12 protein-coding genes are annotated in these 18428 nt (G+C 45.9%); 7 read left to right on the top strand and 5 right to left on the bottom strand.

Annotated features, from left to right (window positions below):
• Positions 1–436 precede the first annotated feature (436 nt).
• The 5 genes from RIF36_RS05815 to RIF36_RS05795 all read left to right on the top strand — a co-directional run bounded on the left by RIF36_RS05815 (position 437) and on the right by RIF36_RS05795 (position 11083).
• On the top strand, positions 437–3661 hold the full coding sequence (locus RIF36_RS05815) for a TonB-dependent receptor (RefSeq protein WP_350078360.1): 3225 nt from the start codon (positions 437–439) through the stop codon (positions 3659–3661).
• A 350-nt stretch (positions 3662–4011) separates the two neighbouring features.
• Positions 4012–5085: an efflux RND transporter periplasmic adaptor subunit gene (locus tag RIF36_RS05810; RefSeq protein WP_350126201.1), complete on the top strand. Its 1074-nt coding sequence runs from the start codon at positions 4012–4014 to the stop codon at positions 5083–5085.
• A gap of 12 nt (positions 5086–5097) precedes the next feature.
• The gene (locus tag RIF36_RS05805) at positions 5098–8157 is read left to right on the top strand and encodes an efflux RND transporter permease subunit (RefSeq protein ID WP_350078356.1); all 3060 of its coding nucleotides are present in this window, start codon (positions 5098–5100) and stop codon (positions 8155–8157) included.
• Positions 8158–8172: 15 nt separating this feature from the next.
• Complete coding sequence (locus RIF36_RS05800) at positions 8173–9501, top strand: TolC family protein (protein WP_350126198.1); 1329 nt, start codon at positions 8173–8175, stop codon at positions 9499–9501.
• 85 nt (positions 9502–9586) lie between these two features.
• Positions 9587–11083, top strand: coding sequence for an MltF family protein (locus tag RIF36_RS05795; RefSeq protein ID WP_350126195.1), 1497 nt, complete (start codon positions 9587–9589; stop codon positions 11081–11083).
• Here RIF36_RS05795 and crtD read toward each other — a convergent pair.
• The gene (gene crtD / locus RIF36_RS05790; protein WP_350126192.1) at positions 11075–12547 is read right to left on the bottom strand and encodes a 1-hydroxycarotenoid 3,4-desaturase CrtD; all 1473 of its coding nucleotides are present in this window, start codon (positions 12545–12547) and stop codon (positions 11075–11077) included. The genes RIF36_RS05795 and crtD overlap by 9 nt on opposite strands.
• A gap of 192 nt (positions 12548–12739) precedes the next feature.
• Between crtD and RIF36_RS05785 the strand changes: the two genes are divergently transcribed.
• Positions 12740–13201, top strand: coding sequence for a hypothetical protein (locus tag RIF36_RS05785; protein ID WP_350126189.1), 462 nt, complete (start codon positions 12740–12742; stop codon positions 13199–13201).
• Here RIF36_RS05785 and RIF36_RS05780 read toward each other — a convergent pair.
• From RIF36_RS05780 to RIF36_RS05765, 4 genes are all read right to left on the bottom strand, one after another.
• A complete protein-coding gene (locus RIF36_RS05780) occupies positions 13198–14526 on the bottom strand; it encodes an FAD-dependent oxidoreductase (protein ID WP_350126186.1) in 1329 nt (442 codons plus the stop codon). The genes RIF36_RS05785 and RIF36_RS05780 overlap by 4 nt on opposite strands.
• Positions 14519–15817, bottom strand: a complete 1299-nt coding sequence (kynU, locus tag RIF36_RS05775) for a kynureninase (protein WP_350126183.1) — start codon at positions 15815–15817, stop codon at positions 14519–14521. The genes RIF36_RS05780 and kynU overlap by 8 nt, the downstream gene beginning before the upstream one ends.
• Before the next feature lie 159 nt (positions 15818–15976).
• Positions 15977–17002, bottom strand: coding sequence for an amidohydrolase family protein (locus RIF36_RS05770; protein ID WP_350126180.1), 1026 nt, complete (start codon positions 17000–17002; stop codon positions 15977–15979).
• 12 nt (positions 17003–17014) lie between these two features.
• Positions 17015–17539, bottom strand: coding sequence for a 3-hydroxyanthranilate 3,4-dioxygenase (locus RIF36_RS05765; RefSeq protein WP_350089002.1), 525 nt, complete (start codon positions 17537–17539; stop codon positions 17015–17017).
• Positions 17540–17639: 100 nt separating this feature from the next.
• On the opposite strand from RIF36_RS05765, the gene RIF36_RS05760 reads away from it, so the two are divergent.
• Positions 17640–18428 (top strand): SDR family oxidoreductase, encoded by a 789-nt coding sequence (locus tag RIF36_RS05760; RefSeq protein ID WP_350126178.1) that lies wholly within the window; start codon positions 17640–17642, stop codon positions 18426–18428.

Raw genomic sequence — 18428 nt, 5'->3', positions numbered from 1 at the left:
ATAGAATTAGAACATGAAAAAATGGGTTCCCTTAAAACCATTCCAAAGTGTTTTGCTATTTGTTTTTCCGCACCTTATCTTAACAATTAAATAACATCCCCTTAATTTTTCGGTTGGCGACAGTAGTCTTAATGCGCACCGGGATAATAGAAATTCTTGACTTAAGTTGACTGGCCTGAAGGTTCGGGTCAATTTATCTTTGGCAACATCACTTTATAGCAGGGTTTTATACTAAAGAAATTGATCTGGTCAAAAGAATAACTTGAATCTAAAGCATTGTTTAACAAGGCGTTTTAGGGTTAATCTTTCGTTAAAATTTAATTTCATTCATATCGAAAAGTTAATCTTTTCATACTGGTGTAAAAACATGTATGCCTTAGCTTTGCACCATATTTTATCGACCGTAAAATTTATTTAACAACCAAAAAAACAAATTATGAGGCGAATTTTACAATTGGCTCTGACACTGTTGATTACGGCTTCGTTTTCGACGCTTTTCGGGCAAGGCACCACCACTTCTGCGCTTAACGGCCAGGTGGTAGACGCAAACGGGGTTGCCCTGCCAGGTGCTACGGTGCTTGCTGTGCACACACCAACTGGATCCCAGTATGGCAATGTTTCGGATGTGGAGGGTTACTTCCGTATTTCCGGAATGCAGGTAGGCGGACCTTATACCGTAACGATTTCATTTGTGGGCTACAAGCCCTACCAGCAGTCTGGCGTATTTCTTACGCTTGGTCAAACCTTCAGGATCAAATCTGTTCTTGAGGAAGAAAGCACCCAACTTGAGGGAGTGGAAATCATTGCCAGCGGCAACGATGTGTTTGACGGTAACAAAACAGGCCAGTCGACAATTATTGATGAAGGAACAATCAACACGCTGCCAACCGTATCAAGGTCGCTTACTGATTTCACACGCCTTAATCCCCTGGTAAACATTCAGGGTGACGCCATAGAAATTGCCGGAATGAACAACCGCTACAACGCTATTTACATAGATGGAGCGGTTAACAATGATGTTTTCGGCCTTGCAGCTAGCGGAACCAACGGTGGCCAAACTGGAGTGTCTCCTATTTCAATAGACGCCATTGAGCAATTTCAGGTGGCCGTAGCGCCATTTGACGTAACTCAATCCGGGTTTGCAGGCGGCTCTATCAATGCGGTTACCAGAAGCGGAACAAATGAATTCGAAGGGTCGGCGTATGGCTTTCTAAGAAATCAAAAACTTTCCGGAAAGACACCGACGGATGACAAGGACTTCGAGAGAGAGCAGCTGGATGAATTCACTGCCAAAACTATGGGATTCCGTATCGGCGGCCCAATTGTGAAAAACAAAGTATTTTTCTTTGCTAACGCTGAGATGCAGAGAGACGAAACACCCAGGCCATTCAACGCAGCTACATACACTGGCGATGCCTCAACAGCCGACATTCAAGCGTTGGTTACCAAGCTCAAAAGTGAGTATGGTTACGATCCGGGCACATACACCAACAATGCCTCTTACCTGAATAGCGACAAGGTGATTGCCAAGATTGATTGGAACCTTAGCAAGAACCATAAGTTGTCTGTGCGCCATTCTTACGTAAAGGCGGAAAACCTACAGGCTAACCAGTCGGGAACAACCTCCATCAACTTCCAGAACGCTTCTGTTTACTTCCCTTCAACAACCAACTCTTCTGCGCTTGAGTTGAAAAGCAATTTTGGAAGCAACATGTCGAACCATCTTACCATTGGTGCTACCTTTGTTAATGACGACAGAGACCAGGCGGGCGACCCCTTCCCATTTGTGAGAATAAGCGACGGCGCTGGTTCAATAGCATTTGGTAGCGAAGAATTCTCAACTGCCAACCAGTTGAAACAAGATGTGATCACAGTGACGGATAACTTCCAGATTTTCAAGGGAAGGCACACTTTCACCATCGGTACACACAACGAATTCTATAAGTCGTACAACCTGTTCATTCGGCAGGCTTTTGGATCATACAACTATGACAGCCTTTCAGGCTTTATGAATAACCTGAACGCCGACAACTACAATGTCAGCTATTCTCTGGTAGACACAAAGGTTGGTGACGGTTCGGCCGGTGCAGCTGAATTTGGTGGCATGCAGCTTGGCGTTTATGGCCAGGACGAATTTCAAGCTACTGATAGGTTGAAATTGACACTGGGCCTCCGCATTGATATGCCAATCTTCGGCGATGAAACGCTTGAAAACACGGCCTTCAATACAACAACAGCAGGCTTAATTGAGGCTGCAGGGTATGACCTGAAAGGTGCGAAAACTGGTGAGTTTATTGGCTCATCCATTCTTTTCGCTCCAAGGTTTGGCTTTAACTACGATGTGACTGGTGATAGGTCGACTCAGCTTCGAGGTGGATTGGGAATCTTCAATAGCCGAATTCCTTTGGTGTGGCCAGGTGGTGCATACAATAACAATGGATTGACAGTTGGCGGAGATTTCAGAACCAATGTGCCCTTCAATAGCCAGTGGGATGGCCAGCCTCGCAACGTAGCTCCCGGACAAGGTTCGCCGTCAGGACAGATAGATTTGTTTGCGTCTGACTTTAAGTTGCCACAGGTATTCAAGGCCAACCTGGCGGTAGATCAAAAACTTCCCTGGGGAATGGTGGGCTCCTTTGAAGCACTTTATACTAAGTTTCTTAATAATATTTTCTATGAGAACCTGAACATCAGACCGGCTGCTACACAGCTATCCGGTACCCCCGATGATCGAAATAAATACAACAGATCTAGTCCAGTCGACCCTACGTATACAGGCATTTATCTTGCCTCTAATACTAATAAGGGGTATACCTATAACCTGTCAGCCACTGTGGCTAAGCCTTTCTCCAATGGCTTCACCTCTAGCTTGTCTTACACCTGGAATGATGCCTTTTCAGTCTACGACGGTACCTCATCACAGAACTCTTCGCAGTGGAGAGGTCTTCACTCTGTGAACGGCCGCAATGTATTTGACGAGGCCATGAGGTCTGATTTCTCAATGGGGTCAAGAGTTATTGCGCAACTTTCGTATCGAAAAGAATACCTTGGGTTTGGTGCCTCGCAAATATCGCTGTTCTACAATGGACAGTCGGGCAGAACCTATTCTTACATATATGACGACAGTGGTAACTTGACCAGGGAAGATTCAAGAGAAAGAAGCTTGGTTTATATCCCTGCTACTCAAAGTGATATCAACTTGGTTTCTACCTCAAGCTACACGGTGTCTCCCGCTGAGCAATGGGCCGATTTGGATGCATTCATCAAATCTGATAAGTATCTCAGCGAGCACAGAGGTGAATATGCTGACAGAAATCAAAGCAGGTCACCCTTCGAGGGAGTAGTTGACTTCAGATTCTTACAGGATTTCTATATTCAAACAGCCTCTGGTAAAAGGAATACCCTCCAGGTATCACTTGACATTTTCAACATAACAAATCTCATCAATCAGGATTGGGGTAGAAGATATTTTGTGAGCGATGGAGGCAACTTCCAAAGTGCCGAGCTGCTTAGGTTTGAAGGATGGGCTGATGCGGCGCAAACAGTTCCAAACTTTACATACCGGAAAGGTGCAGACTACCAGCCATGGCAAATTGATGACTCTGGTTTCCAGAGCTCCCGCTGGCAGATGCAGATTGGCCTGAGATATATATTTAAATAATTTACTTCATAATGTAATGCAAAAAAAGAGGCTCGCTAGAGCCTCTTTTTTTGTCTTCTTGATCATAGAAAAATGGGATTGCGAAATCACTTATCCTTGAGGTGGTAAGTAATTGTTCTTTCCAACTCAGTTTTGCAGACTTCTCGAAGAATCAAACAGACTTTCCCACTTTTAAGGGGACATACATAAGCGGTTACAATTTAGCGACGATTTAAAGCCATTTATTTACCCTTCACCCCGCTTGCCACAAACAACAAACAAATTGCAATGTACGCCGTTTTTTGAGTGTAATTTTGTCATTTCCGAAAAATAGAAATCCGCAAAAACGGATCGTTCTATCAACCAAACGTATGAAGAAAACAGTTAGAAGGGTACTATTTTATGTAATGGTGTTGGTTGTTTTGGTGTATCTGGCCGACCGAAGGTTGCATTTTATTTCCCAGAGTGAAGAAGTTGCTCAGAGTGAGACAAGATCCTCAGGTGGGGCGCTGCCAGTGACAGCCATAGTTATGAAGCCAGAGGCTCTTGATGATAAACTGGTTATTACAGGTGCTCTTATCGCCAATGAGGCGGTAGAGATTGCGTCCGAAGTATCCGGAGTTGTGCAAAAAATTTATTTCAAAGAAGGATCTAAGGTAAAAAAGGGAGACCTGCTGCTGACTTTAAATACAGAAGACCAGGAGGCCCAGTTGGAGAAATTGAAATTCTCGAAGAAGCTGAGAGAGACCAGTGAATATCGCCAACGTCAGCTGCTTGAAAAGGAAGCAATTAGCCAGGAAGAGTATGACGTGGCATTGACTGAGTTAAACACTGCCTCTGCTGACATCAAAGTGCTGGAAGCTCAAATTGCAAAAAGCAAGATCAGGGCGCCTTTCAATGGCACCATTGGCTTGAGATATATTAGTGATGGAGCCTTCATCAACTCAAACTCCCGTATTGCAAGTTTAATCAACATCAATCCTATCAAAGTAGAGTTTTCAATTCCTGGAAAGTATGGAACAGTGATAAATGACGGCGACCCGATTTTCTTTACTACCGACGCTTCCGATAAGACCTATCAGGGTACTGTTTACGCTGTTGAGCCTCAAATTGACCAGGCTACCAGAACCATGAGGATAAGGGCAACCAGCGACAACTCCAAAGGAGAACTGTTCCCCGGGTTGTTTACGAGGGTGGAGGTGGTATTGAACCACAAAGACAATGCTTTAATGGTGCCGTCTATAGCTGTTGTAAATGACCTGGCTGGCCATAAAGTATTCCTTGAGAGAGGAGGAAAAGTGGTTGAGCAGCCCGTTACAATAGGTATACGTACTGCCAACAGCATTGAAATAATTGAGGGCATTAAGGAAGGCGACACAGTGATCACTTCAGGGCTACTCCAGATCCGCCCGAATTCTGTTGTGGAGATCACGGATTTTAACTAAAACATTAAAACTATGGCAGGTCTATCCAACATCAGTATTAACAGACCCGTGCTGGCGGTGGTAATGTCCATCATTATCATCATTTTTGGCATCATAGGATTCAACTTTCTGGGTATCAGAGAGTATCCTAGTGTCGATCCGCCTATTATCTCAGTAAGCACCTCTTACACCGGAGCCAATGCGAGCATCATTGAGTCGCAGATCACCGAGCCCCTGGAAGAGTCGATCAACGGAATTGCCGGCATCAAAAGTCTTACGTCCACAAGTAGGGATGGCGCCAGCTCTATCAGGGTTGAGTTTGACCTGGAAATTGACCTGGAAGCTGCCGCCAACGACGTCAGAGACCGGGTGTCGAGGGCTACCAGAAACCTTCCACCCGACTGTGACCCGCCGTCGGTGAGAAAAGCGGATGCAGATGCTATGCCCCTTGTTTTTTTGAATGTAAAAAGTGACAAAAGGACCCTTTTGGGCCTTTCCGATGTAGCAGAGAATATTTTTAAAGAAAGACTTCAGACGATAAAAGGAGTGGCGGCCGTCCAGATTTGGGGTGAGCGCCGCTACTCTATGAGGCTTTGGATGGATCCTGCCAAGCTGGCGGCTTACTCACTCACGCCATTGGAGGTGCTGAATGCAGTCACACGTGACAACGTCGAACTTCCCTCGGGGCTGGTAGAAGGAACCAACATGGAACTCACGGTGAGAACCATGGGCCGCATTTCCACACCAGAAGAATTCAACCAGCTTATCGTCAAAGAGGACGACAACAATGTTGTGCGTTTTCAGGATGTTGGAAGGGCTGAGCTGGGACCAGAAAACAACCGAACCATACTTAAAAGAGATGGCGTGCCCATGGTTGGCGTTGTGCTTCAGGCACAGCCCGGAACGAATATCATAGAGATTGTAGACGAGTTTTACCGCAGGCTGGAGTTTATCAAGAAGGACCTCCCCGCCGATATTGAACTCGGAATCGGGTTTGATGTCACGGAGTATGTGAGGCAATCTATTACTGAGGTGCAGGAGACTATTTTCATGGCTTTTGTGCTGGTGGTGTTGATCATTTTCGCTTTCCTGCGTGATTGGCGAACCACGCTAATTCCTGTCGCCACCATCCCAATTTCCCTGATAGGTACTTTCTTCATCATGTACCTTGCCGGGTTCACCATCAACGTACTTACGCTTCTCGGCATCGTGCTGTCAATAGGACTCGTGGTGGATGACACAATTGTGGTGTTGGAGAATATTTATACCAAGATAGAAGATGGGATGTCGCCGCTGGAGGCCGGACTAAAGGGCTCGACGGAGATATTCTTCGCTGTTATCTCCACCACCGTGGCGTTGGTGGCGGTGTTTATGCCTGTTGTGTTTCTTGACGGGCTCACAGGCCGACTTTTCAGGGAGTTTGGCATCGTCGTGGCAGGAGCGGTAATAATATCGTCGTTTGTTGCCCTTACGCTTACGCCAATGCTCTCTACCAAAATTCTTAAAAAAAGAGAGAAAAAGCAGTGGCTGTATCGAGTAACAGAGCCATTCTTCGATTGGATGAACGAAGGCTATAACAAGTCGCTTGAAAACTTTATGGCTCGTAAATGGCTCGCTTTAGTCATTCTGGTACTTTCTTTTGGGGGCATTTACCTGCTCAATAATAATATCCAAAGCGAGCTGTCTCCCATGGAAGACAGGGGTGAGTTCAGGATTAACAGCACCGGCCCGGAGGGAGCCACCTTCGAGTATATGGACGCCTACCTTGATAAGATGCTTGCGTTGATCAGTGAGGCAGTGCCTGAAAAAGAGGCGCTCATAAGCATGACCAGCCCCAGCTTTGGATCATCGGGGTCCGTGAATTCTGGAAATGTGAGGGTGATGATGGTCGACCCGTCGGAGCGAACCCGGTCACAGCAGGATGTGGTGAATGCTATCAGCCCTTTGGTTATGAGAATGACAGAAGCCCGCTCTTTTGTTTCTCAAAGCCAATCGATAGGTAACAGAAGGGGCGGACTACCTGTCCAGTATGTGATACAGGCTACTACCATTGAGAAATTGAAAGAAGTGTTGCCAGCCTTTGTCGATGCCGCAACTGACGACGAGCATTTCGATTTTGTTGATCTCGACCTGAAATTTACAAAGCCTGAGATCAACATAGAAATAGACCGTGACAAGGCCCGTAGTTTGAATGTATCGATCCGGGATGTCGCTCAAACGCTCCAACTTGGATTGAGCGGTTCCAGGTTTGGTTATTTCATCAAAGACGGAAAGCAGTACCAAATAATAGGGCAGGTGGACAGAGAAGATCGAAACGACCCGCTTGACCTGAAGGCACTTTATGTGAAGAACCAGGTGGGAGATCTTATCCAGATGGATAACCTGGTAAAGATTACTGAGCAAAGCACACCACCTCAACTCTATCGCTACAACAGATTTGTGTCTGCAACTGTATCGGCATCGTTGGTGCCCGGCTACACTATCAAGGATGGAATTGATGCTATGGATGCCATTGCAGCCCGTGTCCTTGACGGCACTTTTCAAACAGAGTTATCTGGCCCTTCGGCAGAGTTCAGAGACTCTTCTTCAAGTTTGTACTTCGCCTTTATATTTGCTCTTATTTTGATTTACCTGGTGCTGGCGGCTCAGTTTGAAAGCTTCAGAGACCCATTTATTATTATGCTTACTGTGCCCATGGCAATTGCAGGGGCCTTTCTATCGCTATGGTACTTTGACCAGACACTCAACATATTCAGCCAGATAGGTATTATCATGCTGATTGGCTTGGTAACCAAAAACGGCATTTTGATTGTGGAATTTGCCAACCAACGCAAAGCTCATGACATCCCGGTGGAAGAAGCCATAGTCGGTGCGGCACAGCAGCGATTTCGCCCCATTCTGATGACAAGCCTTTCGACTATCCTGGGTATTCTGCCAATTGCATTGGCGCTCGGCGCCGGGTCTGAAAGTCGTGTGTCGATGGGTATCGCCATCATTGGAGGACTGTTATTTGCAACAATACTCACCCTTTATGTAATACCTGCCATGTATATCTACATCTCTGGCAAGGAAAAACGAATGGCTAGATTTTAATTTTTAAATAATAATATGAACAAAGTGAGGATTGCGTTTTTTGTTCTGGGTGCGCTGCTGCTATCAGAGAGCTTGATGTCTCAGGACATAATGAGCCTGCCAGAGGCGGTAAGGATAGCGCTTGAAAGCAACTACAACATTAAAATAGCTGACAATACCCGGGAAATTTCTGAAAATGATGTTACGAGGGGCAATGCTGGGTTTTTACCGACTGTTGGAGTTACAGCATTTAAAAACTTTGCATCCAATGATACTTATCAGGAGCGAAACGATGCGAACGGAACAATAGTTGATATTCAGGGGGCAAAGTCGGAGCAGGCTAGTATAGGTGCCTCATTTAACTGGGTTGTTTTCGATGGATTAGGAATGTTTTATGCCTATGACAGGTTGGGGCAGCAGAACGAAGCCAGCAACTTGTTGATGAAAGTGACAATGGAGAACACAGTGGCAGAAGTGCTGTCCACTTACTATACTGTAGCCCTGGAAGTGGAGCGAATAAAGGTGCTAAACAACTCGTTGCAGCTGTCCGAAAGAAGACTTGAAATAGCACAAAATAAATATGAAATAGGTAAAGCGAGCAAGGTTGAGTTCCTAGCTGCTCAAGTCGACTTCAATACCGACAAAACTTTGTTGATCAATGAGGAACAGTTGCTATACCAAGCCAAGGTAGATCTTAACAGAGTACTGGCAAGAGAAATCGAGGCAGGCGTTGAAGTTGACCAAACGATTGATATCAACGAAAATTTGGTTTTGGGCGAGCTGCTTGAATCGGCAAACATGAAGAACCCTTCTTTGCTTCAGTCGCAAAGACAACTGAACATTGCTCACTTACAAATGAGGGAATTGAAAAGTGATCGATTCCCAATTGTCTCTCTAACTACAGCATATTCAAAAGGCAATAGCAGTTCGCAGGTTGGCTTTGCTGCGCTGACCAGAACGAATGGCTTTAACTACGGGGTGACTGCAAGCGTAAATATCTTCAATGGGTTTAATCTTAACCGAAGAGTGCAGAACGCAAAGGTGCTAATGGAGACGGCAGAATACTCAATAGCAGATTTGAGATTGTCTCTTGAAGCCGACATTAACAAGATGTACAATGGGTACATCACAAGCCTGGACCTTATCAATATTGAACGGCAAAATCTCGAGGTCGCCCGTGAAAATGAAAGCATTGCATTGGAGAGATATCAGCTTGGTAATTATACACCTTTGGAGCTAAGAGAGGCACAAATAAACGCCGTACAGGCTGAGAGCCGTCTTATCAATGCCGCCTTCTCAACAAAGCTGGCTGAAATTGAGCTGCTCAGGCTGAGCGGGAGCCTGATCACGACGTTCTCAGAGTAGGTTGCAGAAAGGGTGGCGTGACCTCCCGTCCCGTGTCTTTAGAAATCAAAACTAGTTTTTTACCAAAAAAAGCCTATTTTAGGATATGTTTCTTTGCAAACGTACCCTGATAACGCTGTTGTGTCTCCCCACATTTAGCATTCGCTATCGATTGCTCCTTTGCTTCTCCCTGTGTCTTTTTGCAGGATGCGGCAGGACTTCTTCTGATTCGAAAGCCATTGAAAAGAATAAGAAAGCGACCGAAGAAGTAGTCAACCTCGACCTTGACAAGATTAAGGCCCGGGGTGTTTTGAAGGTCATCATTGAAAACAGTTCTACAAGCTACTTTATTTACAAAGGCCAACCCATGGGCTACGATTATGAGCTGCTGCGCAGGTATGCCAAGTCAATTGGGGTGCGGCTACAGTTCATAATTTCTCAGGACCTGGAGGAAAGTTTCAGGAAACTCAATAGCGGTGAGGGTGATATTTTGGCTTACAACCTTACTGTTACCAAAGAACGAAAAGAAAGGATTGCCTTTACGCATTACCACAATCTTGTAAGGCTGGTGCTTATACAACGAAAGCCTGAAAATTGGTACCAGATGAAGCTGCATGAGATAGAAGACCAGCTTTTGACGAATCCGGTGGATTTGATTGGTAAAGAGATCGTTGTGCGCAAAGGCTCCTCATACATAAGCAGATTGGAGAACCTAAGCGATGAAATAGGAGGTGACATCCTGCTTGTTCCTGCTTCTGCTGAGCAGACAACTGAGAACCTGATCCATGAGGTGGCCACAGGCAAAATTCAATACACGGTGGCAGAGGAGAATGTTGCCCTGCTCAACGCCACCTATTTTCCTATTCTCGACGTTAATACCGCTATTAGCCTGCCGCAGCAAATAGCCTGGGGTATAAGAAAAAACGCAAGCCAACTACAGGAGTCTTTGAACCTTTGGATCGATGGTATGCGGAAAACGGCCGATTACTATGTTATTTATAACCGGTATTTCAAGAACACGAAGACATATACATTGCTGGCTCAAAGTGACTTTTCTAACCTGAACAGCAACACCATTTCTCCTTACGATGAGGAAATTAAAGCAGCTTCTCATGAACTGGGCTGGGATTGGAAGCTGCTGGCTGCAATGGTATTTAAGGAGTCTCAGTTCAAACCCAAAGCGAGATCGTGGGCAGGAGCTGTCGGACTCATGCAGTTGGTGCCTGACACTGGCGAGCTTTATGGAGCAAAAGACCTGACAGATCCCACTCAGAGTATCAACGCAGGAGTTAAGTACTTGCTATGGCTGGATAAATTGTGGACTAAGCGCATTCCCGATAAAAAGGAGCGGATAAAGTTTGTATTGGCATCGTATAATGTTGGCCAGGGCCATGTGATAGATGCGGTTAAGCTCACTGAGAAGTATCATGGAGATGCTACTAGCTGGAACGATGTTTCGGAGTATCTTCTGAAAAAATCAGAACCGAATTATTTTAATGACCCTGTAGCCGAATTTGGTTATTGTCGTGGAGCCGAACCGGTCAATTACGTTGCCGACATCTTGTCTCTGTTCGATCAGTATTCTCAAATGATTTCAGTGTAGGTCTGGAAAATAGCTTGCCACAATCTTGGCAGACGATAGACACAGCGGAATGCCACCTCCTGGGTGTACGCTTCCTCCGCAGAAATAAAGATTTTTCACCCTCCGGCTTCTGTTGGGATGACGGAGAAAGGCAGCAAACCTATTGTTAGAGCTGTTGCCATACAGGGCTCCTTGCGAGGAAGATGTTTTTGACTCAATGCTGATGGGGTCAAGCACTGCTTCTTCTTCAATCAGTTCCGATATGTCGGTCTTCAAAACCTTGGAAAGCTTTGTAAGGATATGTTCCTTAGCCTGGGTTTTCAGCAGCCCCCAATCTTGCCCTGAATTGTGAGGGACGTTGATCATCACAAACCAGTTTTCGCAACCGGTTGGCGCATCGCCGCTCACTTCTTTTGATGTAATGTTTACATATACTGTAGGGTCGGCATAAATGTCTCCCTTGGAGAATATATTATCAAACTCCTTTTTATAGTCACTGCTAAAGAAAATATTGTGGAGATCGAGTTGCTTAAAATTCTTTTTAATTCCCCAGTAGAAGATAAGGGCTGAGCTGGATTTTGGCTGGTTCAAAAGCCTGGCTGGTGCTTTTGTGTCCGGCAGCAAGCGCTTGTAGGTCGCCACCATGTCCATATTGCTGACTATGTTGTCAAATGGATGATCCTGGCCGTTGACTCGGAGTCCAGTTACCATGCCGCTCTTCAGATTGATTTTCTCAACTGAGCTATTGAAACAAAACTCCACACCACCCTCTTTCGCAAGGGTGAAAAGACTTTCTGTGATTTGGTGCATGCCTTTTTCTGGGATGAATGCACCAACACCAAACTCCAGGTGGGGAATGATATTCATCGTAGCAGGCGTTAAATATGGACTGGAGCCATTGTAGGTCGCATACCTGTTGAATAGTTGCGTGGTTTTGTCCCTGGCGAACCTTTGTCGGTTGGCAGCGTGCATTGTTCTGAAAAGGTCAAGCTTGTGCAGCACTTTGTAAGCCTTAAGTGCCTGCTTATTGAAAAACGTGTTTACATCGTGTAACGACCTGTGAATAAAGAGGTCGGCCAGGTGCTCGTACAAAAATGAGCTGTGCTTGAGAGCTGCCAGTGTGTTTGCGGCTGGCTCTCCCAGCTTTTCCTCGAGCTCTGTGGCCAGTAGTTGTGGGTTAGCAGAGGCCTTCAGAGAAATCCCGTCATCGAAGAAATAATTAGCGGTGGTTGAGAGTCGCTTGTAGGCGAAGTGATTTTTCGGATCTTTTTTTGATATTTTGAATAACTCATCAACAAAATGTGGCATTGTAAATAGGGAAGGGCCAGCATCAAATCTATATTTCCCAAGCCTGAGTTGAGTCAATTTACCTCCCGGATAATCGTTTCCTTCAAAAATTGAAACCTGATATCCTTTGTTAGCCAACCTGATACCCGCAGCCATGCCTGCTATACCCGCTCCAATAATTCCGACGGTTTTTTCCATTAAATGTATTTTCTTAGTAACATTAAAGTCAGGCTTAGGTTATTCTCTAAGCACAATTTTTTCGCACAGGAAAATTTTACTAAAAAAAATTATATTTTTTATAAGATAGTTTCTAAAAATTGGTTACCTTTATTTTGTAAGGCGTATTAATCGATGATGTAAAGACAACCAGCAGTTAGATTTCTACTTAAAATGAACGCAATTAACGACACCATGTCTTACGCCATCGACCGATTACAGCAGGAATACCAGAGGTACCGCCCTGCCAAGCTTACTCTTGAGCAATTTACTTATTTGGTTCAAATGTTTCCTTCGCTTCTGGTTTCTATGAGCGATGGGGTGTTGGACAAAGAGGAATGGGATGCTGTGCTAAGGGCTGCCGAAAATTTAGGCAAGAACCTGGCAGCTAGCCCCGACGAAGTCGAATCCCTTTCCGATGTGTACAAAACAGAGTTTCGCTACCTGATTGACAATAGCGAACGCTGGAGAAAGAAATTTATTAATGCACTGAATGACTTCCTTAAGGAAGACCCAACAGCAAAGGATTTGGTACTGGAATCAATGTATCTGTTTGCCAATGCTACGGACGGGATTTCAGGTGCTGAGCAAAAATTGATTGACGAACTGTCAAGCAGGCTGGATTTAAATAACTAGTCCAGCCAACCAACGATTTTTTCCAGGTCGATAGCTTCCGGAGGTGTGCTCATTGGGTACACCTCCCTTATTTTACGCATAATCGACTCCTGCCTGTTGCCACGCTCAAGTGCCTTGCTGTAAGGCATGTTCGAAAACGTCACCATGGTGTAAAGCGGTGTCCATTTGTCAGGATATTTTTCGTGAATCCTCGCTTCCAGCTTTTTCTGCCAGATAAAGCCCGCATCCGCTACCTTGTCCCGCATCTCAATAAAGTTGTCATTAGCAAGCTTGGCTATGGCATCAGTATTTGGCTTGCGTTCCTTTTCGAAAGATTGAAACACTGTTTCCCAGTTTGGGTATTCAGCATCTATGATCTCATCCAGTATCCGACAGTCTTCAAAGCCTGCATTCATCCCCTGCCCAAAGAAAGGAACAATGGCATGGGAGGCATCACCAAGCAGCAGGCTTCTTTTTTTACCCCACGGGTAGCATTGAATGGTGACCAGCGAGGAGGTGGGGTTGGTGAAAAACTGATCGGTGAGATTGGGAATAACCGGTAGCGTATCAGGGAAAACTTCTGAAAAGAAAGCACCCACTTTTTCTGGTGTATTTAATGCGTCAAAAGAGGAGGCCCCTTCAAATGGAAGAAAGAGCGTACAAGTAAAGCTCTTGTCGATGTTGGGCAGGGCAATGAGCATGAATTTGCCCCTTGGCCAAATGTGGAGGGCATTGGGGTCAATCTGGAACTCCCCATTTTTCCCTGCAGGAATGTTTAACTCTTTGTACCCATGTGGCAGGTAGTCTTGCGAAAAGTTGAATCTGTCGGAATGTAAAAAGGAGGCTCTTAGAACAGAATAGGCACCGTCAGCTCCAATAATAACGTCACCACGATACTCCTTTGTTTTCCCACCCGTTGAGAAGGAAAGTACAGAGTCATCGATATCGGCCTGCTCACATTTGTGTCCGAACCTGAAGGAAGCACCGGCACCTTCTGCTTCACCAATAAGGTATTCATTCAGCAAACCCCTCGATACCGAGTTGATAGCCTGGTTGGCCTTTCCGTAAGGCTGAAAATGAACCTGTGAGTCCAACTGGTGAATCATACGACCATGCATAGGCAACATCACCTTGTCGAGATTTTTGGTGACCCCTGCCTTTTCCAAAGCCAGCAAGCCCCTGTCGCTTAAAGCCAGATTGATAGATCTTCCTCCCAGCACATCATTTTTTCTTGGATCAGGGCGTTTTTCAAAAACTTCAACTTTGAAACCCTTCTTAGCTAAAAAAATGGACAGCAGCGAACCAACCAGCCCCGCACCCAGGATCAGTATTTTTTCTTTAGCCATGTTTTATTGATGCTAACTTTAAAAGTTCTTCTTTAAGAATTTCCACAAACTGAAAGACCTCCTCAAAGGTATTGTATAGTGGAGCGGGAGCAATTCTTATGACATTCGGCTCACGCCAGTCTGCAATAACTCCCCTTCTTTGGATAGCGTTGAAAACCTCTTTGTTCCCGTTCGTAATGAATAAACTCAACTGGCTACCTCTTTCTTCAGGATTGGAAGGTGTAATAATTTGAACAGTTTCGTCGTCCTCATTAAGCTCCCTGAGCAGAAACTCCAAAAAGCCGGTGAGGGCCACACTCTTCTTTCTCAGCTTATCAATGCCTGCTTTTTCAAAAATATCCAGCGAGGCCATATGCGCCGCCAGCAATAAAACTGGGGCATTACTTAATTGCCACCCGTCGGCATTGGGTGTTGGGTCGAACCCTTTTTTCATCTTGAACCGCTCCTGTTCATTATGTCCCCACCATCCCCCAAAGCGATTCAACTCCTTGTTAGCGGCATGTTTTTCATGGATATAAATTCCCGAAATGCCTCCCGGACTGGAATTCAGGTACTTGTAAGAACACCAGGTCGCAAAGTCAACCTCAGCATCATGCAAAAACATCGGCACATTCCCCATGGCATGGGCCAAATCAAAGCCCGCCAGCGCTCCGACCTCATGGGCTGCTTTGGTAAGGGCAGTCATGTCGAAAAGCTGGCCGGTATAGTACTGTATCCCACTGAACAGCACCAAAGCAAGTTCGTCTCCGGCCTTCGATATTTCATTTGTTATATGATTTGTAGAGTAAAGGTTGGCGTCGATATCTGGTTCCACTTCTATGATGCACTCTTCCGGATCGTAGCCATACCATTTCAAATGGCTTTCCAGGGCATATTGGTCGGATGGAAAGGCACCCTTCTCCATCAGAATTTTTCTTCGCTTCCCTTTAGGCTGGTAAAAGGTGACAAGCAGCAGGTGCAGGTTCACCGTTAAGCTGTTCATCGCCACGACTTCGTGCTCTTTCGCCCCAACGAGGCGGCTCAACGTTTTCCTGGCTTGTTTGTGATAGGTCATCCAGGGTGTCGCTCCCTCAAAGTGACCTTCTACCGCAAAATGTGCCCAATTATCCATTTGCTCTGCTATGCTGTTGGTTGCAGCTTTTGGCTGGAGGCCAAGTGAATTGCCGCAGAAGTAGATACAATCCTTTCCATTTCTTTGAGGGATTTTGAACAGAGGACGGAACGAATTCATAGGATCACTCTCGTCGAGCTCCCGGGCGAAGCTAAGAGAATGTTTATAAGGGATGCTCATGTATTGTTTGGCTAAAGTTGTCGATAAAATCTATGGTCAATGCGCCGTCCTCGCAATGAGCAGTAACGCCTGAAGGTTTGAAGTCAGCCTCCTTTTAGCACCTGCCAAAGGCAAAAATAGGTAAATTAGGCAGGTTGGAGTGATGAGAGCAGCTAATTTTCACGCCTTGGCCAGTTTGTTCTGATGGATTCCCAGCCAGTTGAGGGCGTTTTTGTGAAGTAACTTCTGCCGGGTGCTCTTCGAATACGGCATTGACTGTATAAGTTTTCCAGGCTCGTGCTCACCCAGGGGGAACGGATAGTCCGATCCCAGAACAATGTGATCCTCTCCGACCAGCTTCACCAGCATGTCCAAAGCCATTTGATCATAAACCAGCGAGTCGAGGTAAAATTTACCTATATAATTTCTCGGGTTAACTGGGTTGTCAACAGCACAAAGGTCAGGACGCACATTGAAGCCATGCTCAATTCTGCCAATGGTTGAGGGAAATGAACCCCCTCCGTGGGCAAAGGCTATTCTAAGGTTTGGAAGCCTTTCGAAAACTCCCCCGAAAATAAGTGAGCAAATGGCCCTGGAGGTCTCTGCCGGCATTCCTACAAGCCATGGCAGCCAATACTTTGGCATGTCCTCTTTGCCCATCATGTCCCATGGATGAACAAATACCGAAGCTCCCAGCTCTTCTGCTGCCTGAAAAACGGGGAAAAGCTCTTCTGCGTCCAGGTTGAGCTTATTTACGTGTGTGCCTATCTCAATCCCATGCAAGCCCAGTTGCTTCACGCACCTTTCCAGCTCCTTCACTGCGAGCCTGGTGTCCTGCAAAGGCAGGGTGCCGAGACCGATATATCTGTCGGGATATTCCTGCACAATGGAAGCGATGTGATCGTTTAGCAGCATCGAAAGATCGTGAGCATCTTCTGCCTTGGCCCAGTAGTTAAACATAACTGGCACAGTCGACAGCACCTGCACACCCACTCCATGCTGGTCACATTCATGAATTCTCCTCGCCGGATCCCATGTATTGTCTTCTACCTCCCTGAAAAACTTATTGTCGATCATCATACGGGCGCAGCAAGGCTTGTGGTGCTCAAGCCTGATCCACCCGCCATAGCCATACTTTTCCTTCAAATCCGGCCATTTCTCCGGGAGAATATGCGTGTGTATGTCTATTTTGAAATCAGTATCCACGTAAACACAAAGTTAGGTTCTTGTTGGTGGCTCCATCACAGTGCCGCAGTTGCCACAGGTTCTTTTTTCTTCGCTCTCGTAAAACTCCTCCATGATTGGAGGCAGTTGCGAAACGATGTCGGTAATCACCTCAAACTTCTCATGGAGTTTGTGACCACACTCTTCACAAAACCACATGAAGCCATCCTTGTGTTTTTCTCCCCGGTACACTTCCATTACCAGCCCCACAGTATTAGCTGGCCTTTGCGGTGAGTGAGGCACCCTGGCAGGCAGCAAGAAAATATCTCCCTCCTTAATGATCAGGTCAAGCGGCCTCCCATCTTCTATTATTTTCAATTTTATATCTCCTTCCACCTGATAGAAGAATTCTTCCGTTTCATTATAGTGATAATCCTTTCGGGAGTTGGGCCCCCCAACTACCATCACTATAAAATCATCGTTTCCTTTATAAACTTGCTGGTTTCCTACCGGAGGCTTTAACAAATGTCGATTTTCATCTATCCAACCTTTAAAATTGAAGGGTCTTTTAATAGTCATAGCTAAACGAATAATGTTTTCGTATTTTTCTAAAAATAACGAATAATACCCATTTAGGAAAAGGTAGTATCAGGGGAAAAACGGTAACGGTTACTAAACTATGGATTTAGATTTAAAAGGAAGGAAAGCGTTGGTTTGTGGCAGTACCCAGGGAATTGGCCTCGCCAGTGCCATTGAGCTGGCCAGGCTCGGCGCTGAAGTTACGCTCCTGGCCCGAAATGAGGCGGCCATGAAAAAAATTGTCGCTAGCCTGGCTGCTGAACATGGGCAATCGCACAATTACCTTTCGGCCGACTTCAGTAGCCCCTCTAGTGTTGAGGTAGCCGTCACAGCCGCCATCAACAGGGGAGCTCGCTTCGATATACTAATCAATAACACCGGCGGACCTCCGGGCGGGCCATTGCTCGACGCAAATTATTCGCAGGTGTTTGATGCCATGGAGGCGCACCTGCATTGCAACCACATACTTGTGCAGAAGCTGTCACCGGGGATGAAGGAAAAGAAGTTTGGAAGAATCGTTAACGTAATAAGCACCTCAGTCAAAATACCTATCAACGGTTTGGGTGTTTCCAATACCGTGAGAGGGGCAGTAGCAAGCTGGGCAAAAACGCTCTCACTTGAGTTGGCACCTTTTGGAATAACGGTAAACAATGTGTTGCCCGGCTTCACTGAAACTGAGAGACTCTTTTCCCTCATCAGATCGAAGGCTGAAAAAGAAGGCAAATCGGAAGAGGAAGTGGCCAGGTCGATGAAGATGGAGGCACCTGCGGGGCGTTTTGGTACCTCAGAGGAAATTGCGGGGCTGGTCGCTTTTTTGGCGACGCCGGCTGCGGCTTATATTAACGGCACAAGCATCCCGGTGGATGGTGGAAGAACTGGCTCCATTTGA

The organism is Imperialibacter sp., assembly GCF_040222815.1.
Classification (GTDB): Bacteria; Bacteroidota; Bacteroidia; order Cytophagales; family Cyclobacteriaceae; genus Imperialibacter.
The sequence above is the reverse complement of the archived record's forward strand: the minus strand, read 5'-3'. Positions and strand labels throughout refer to the sequence as shown.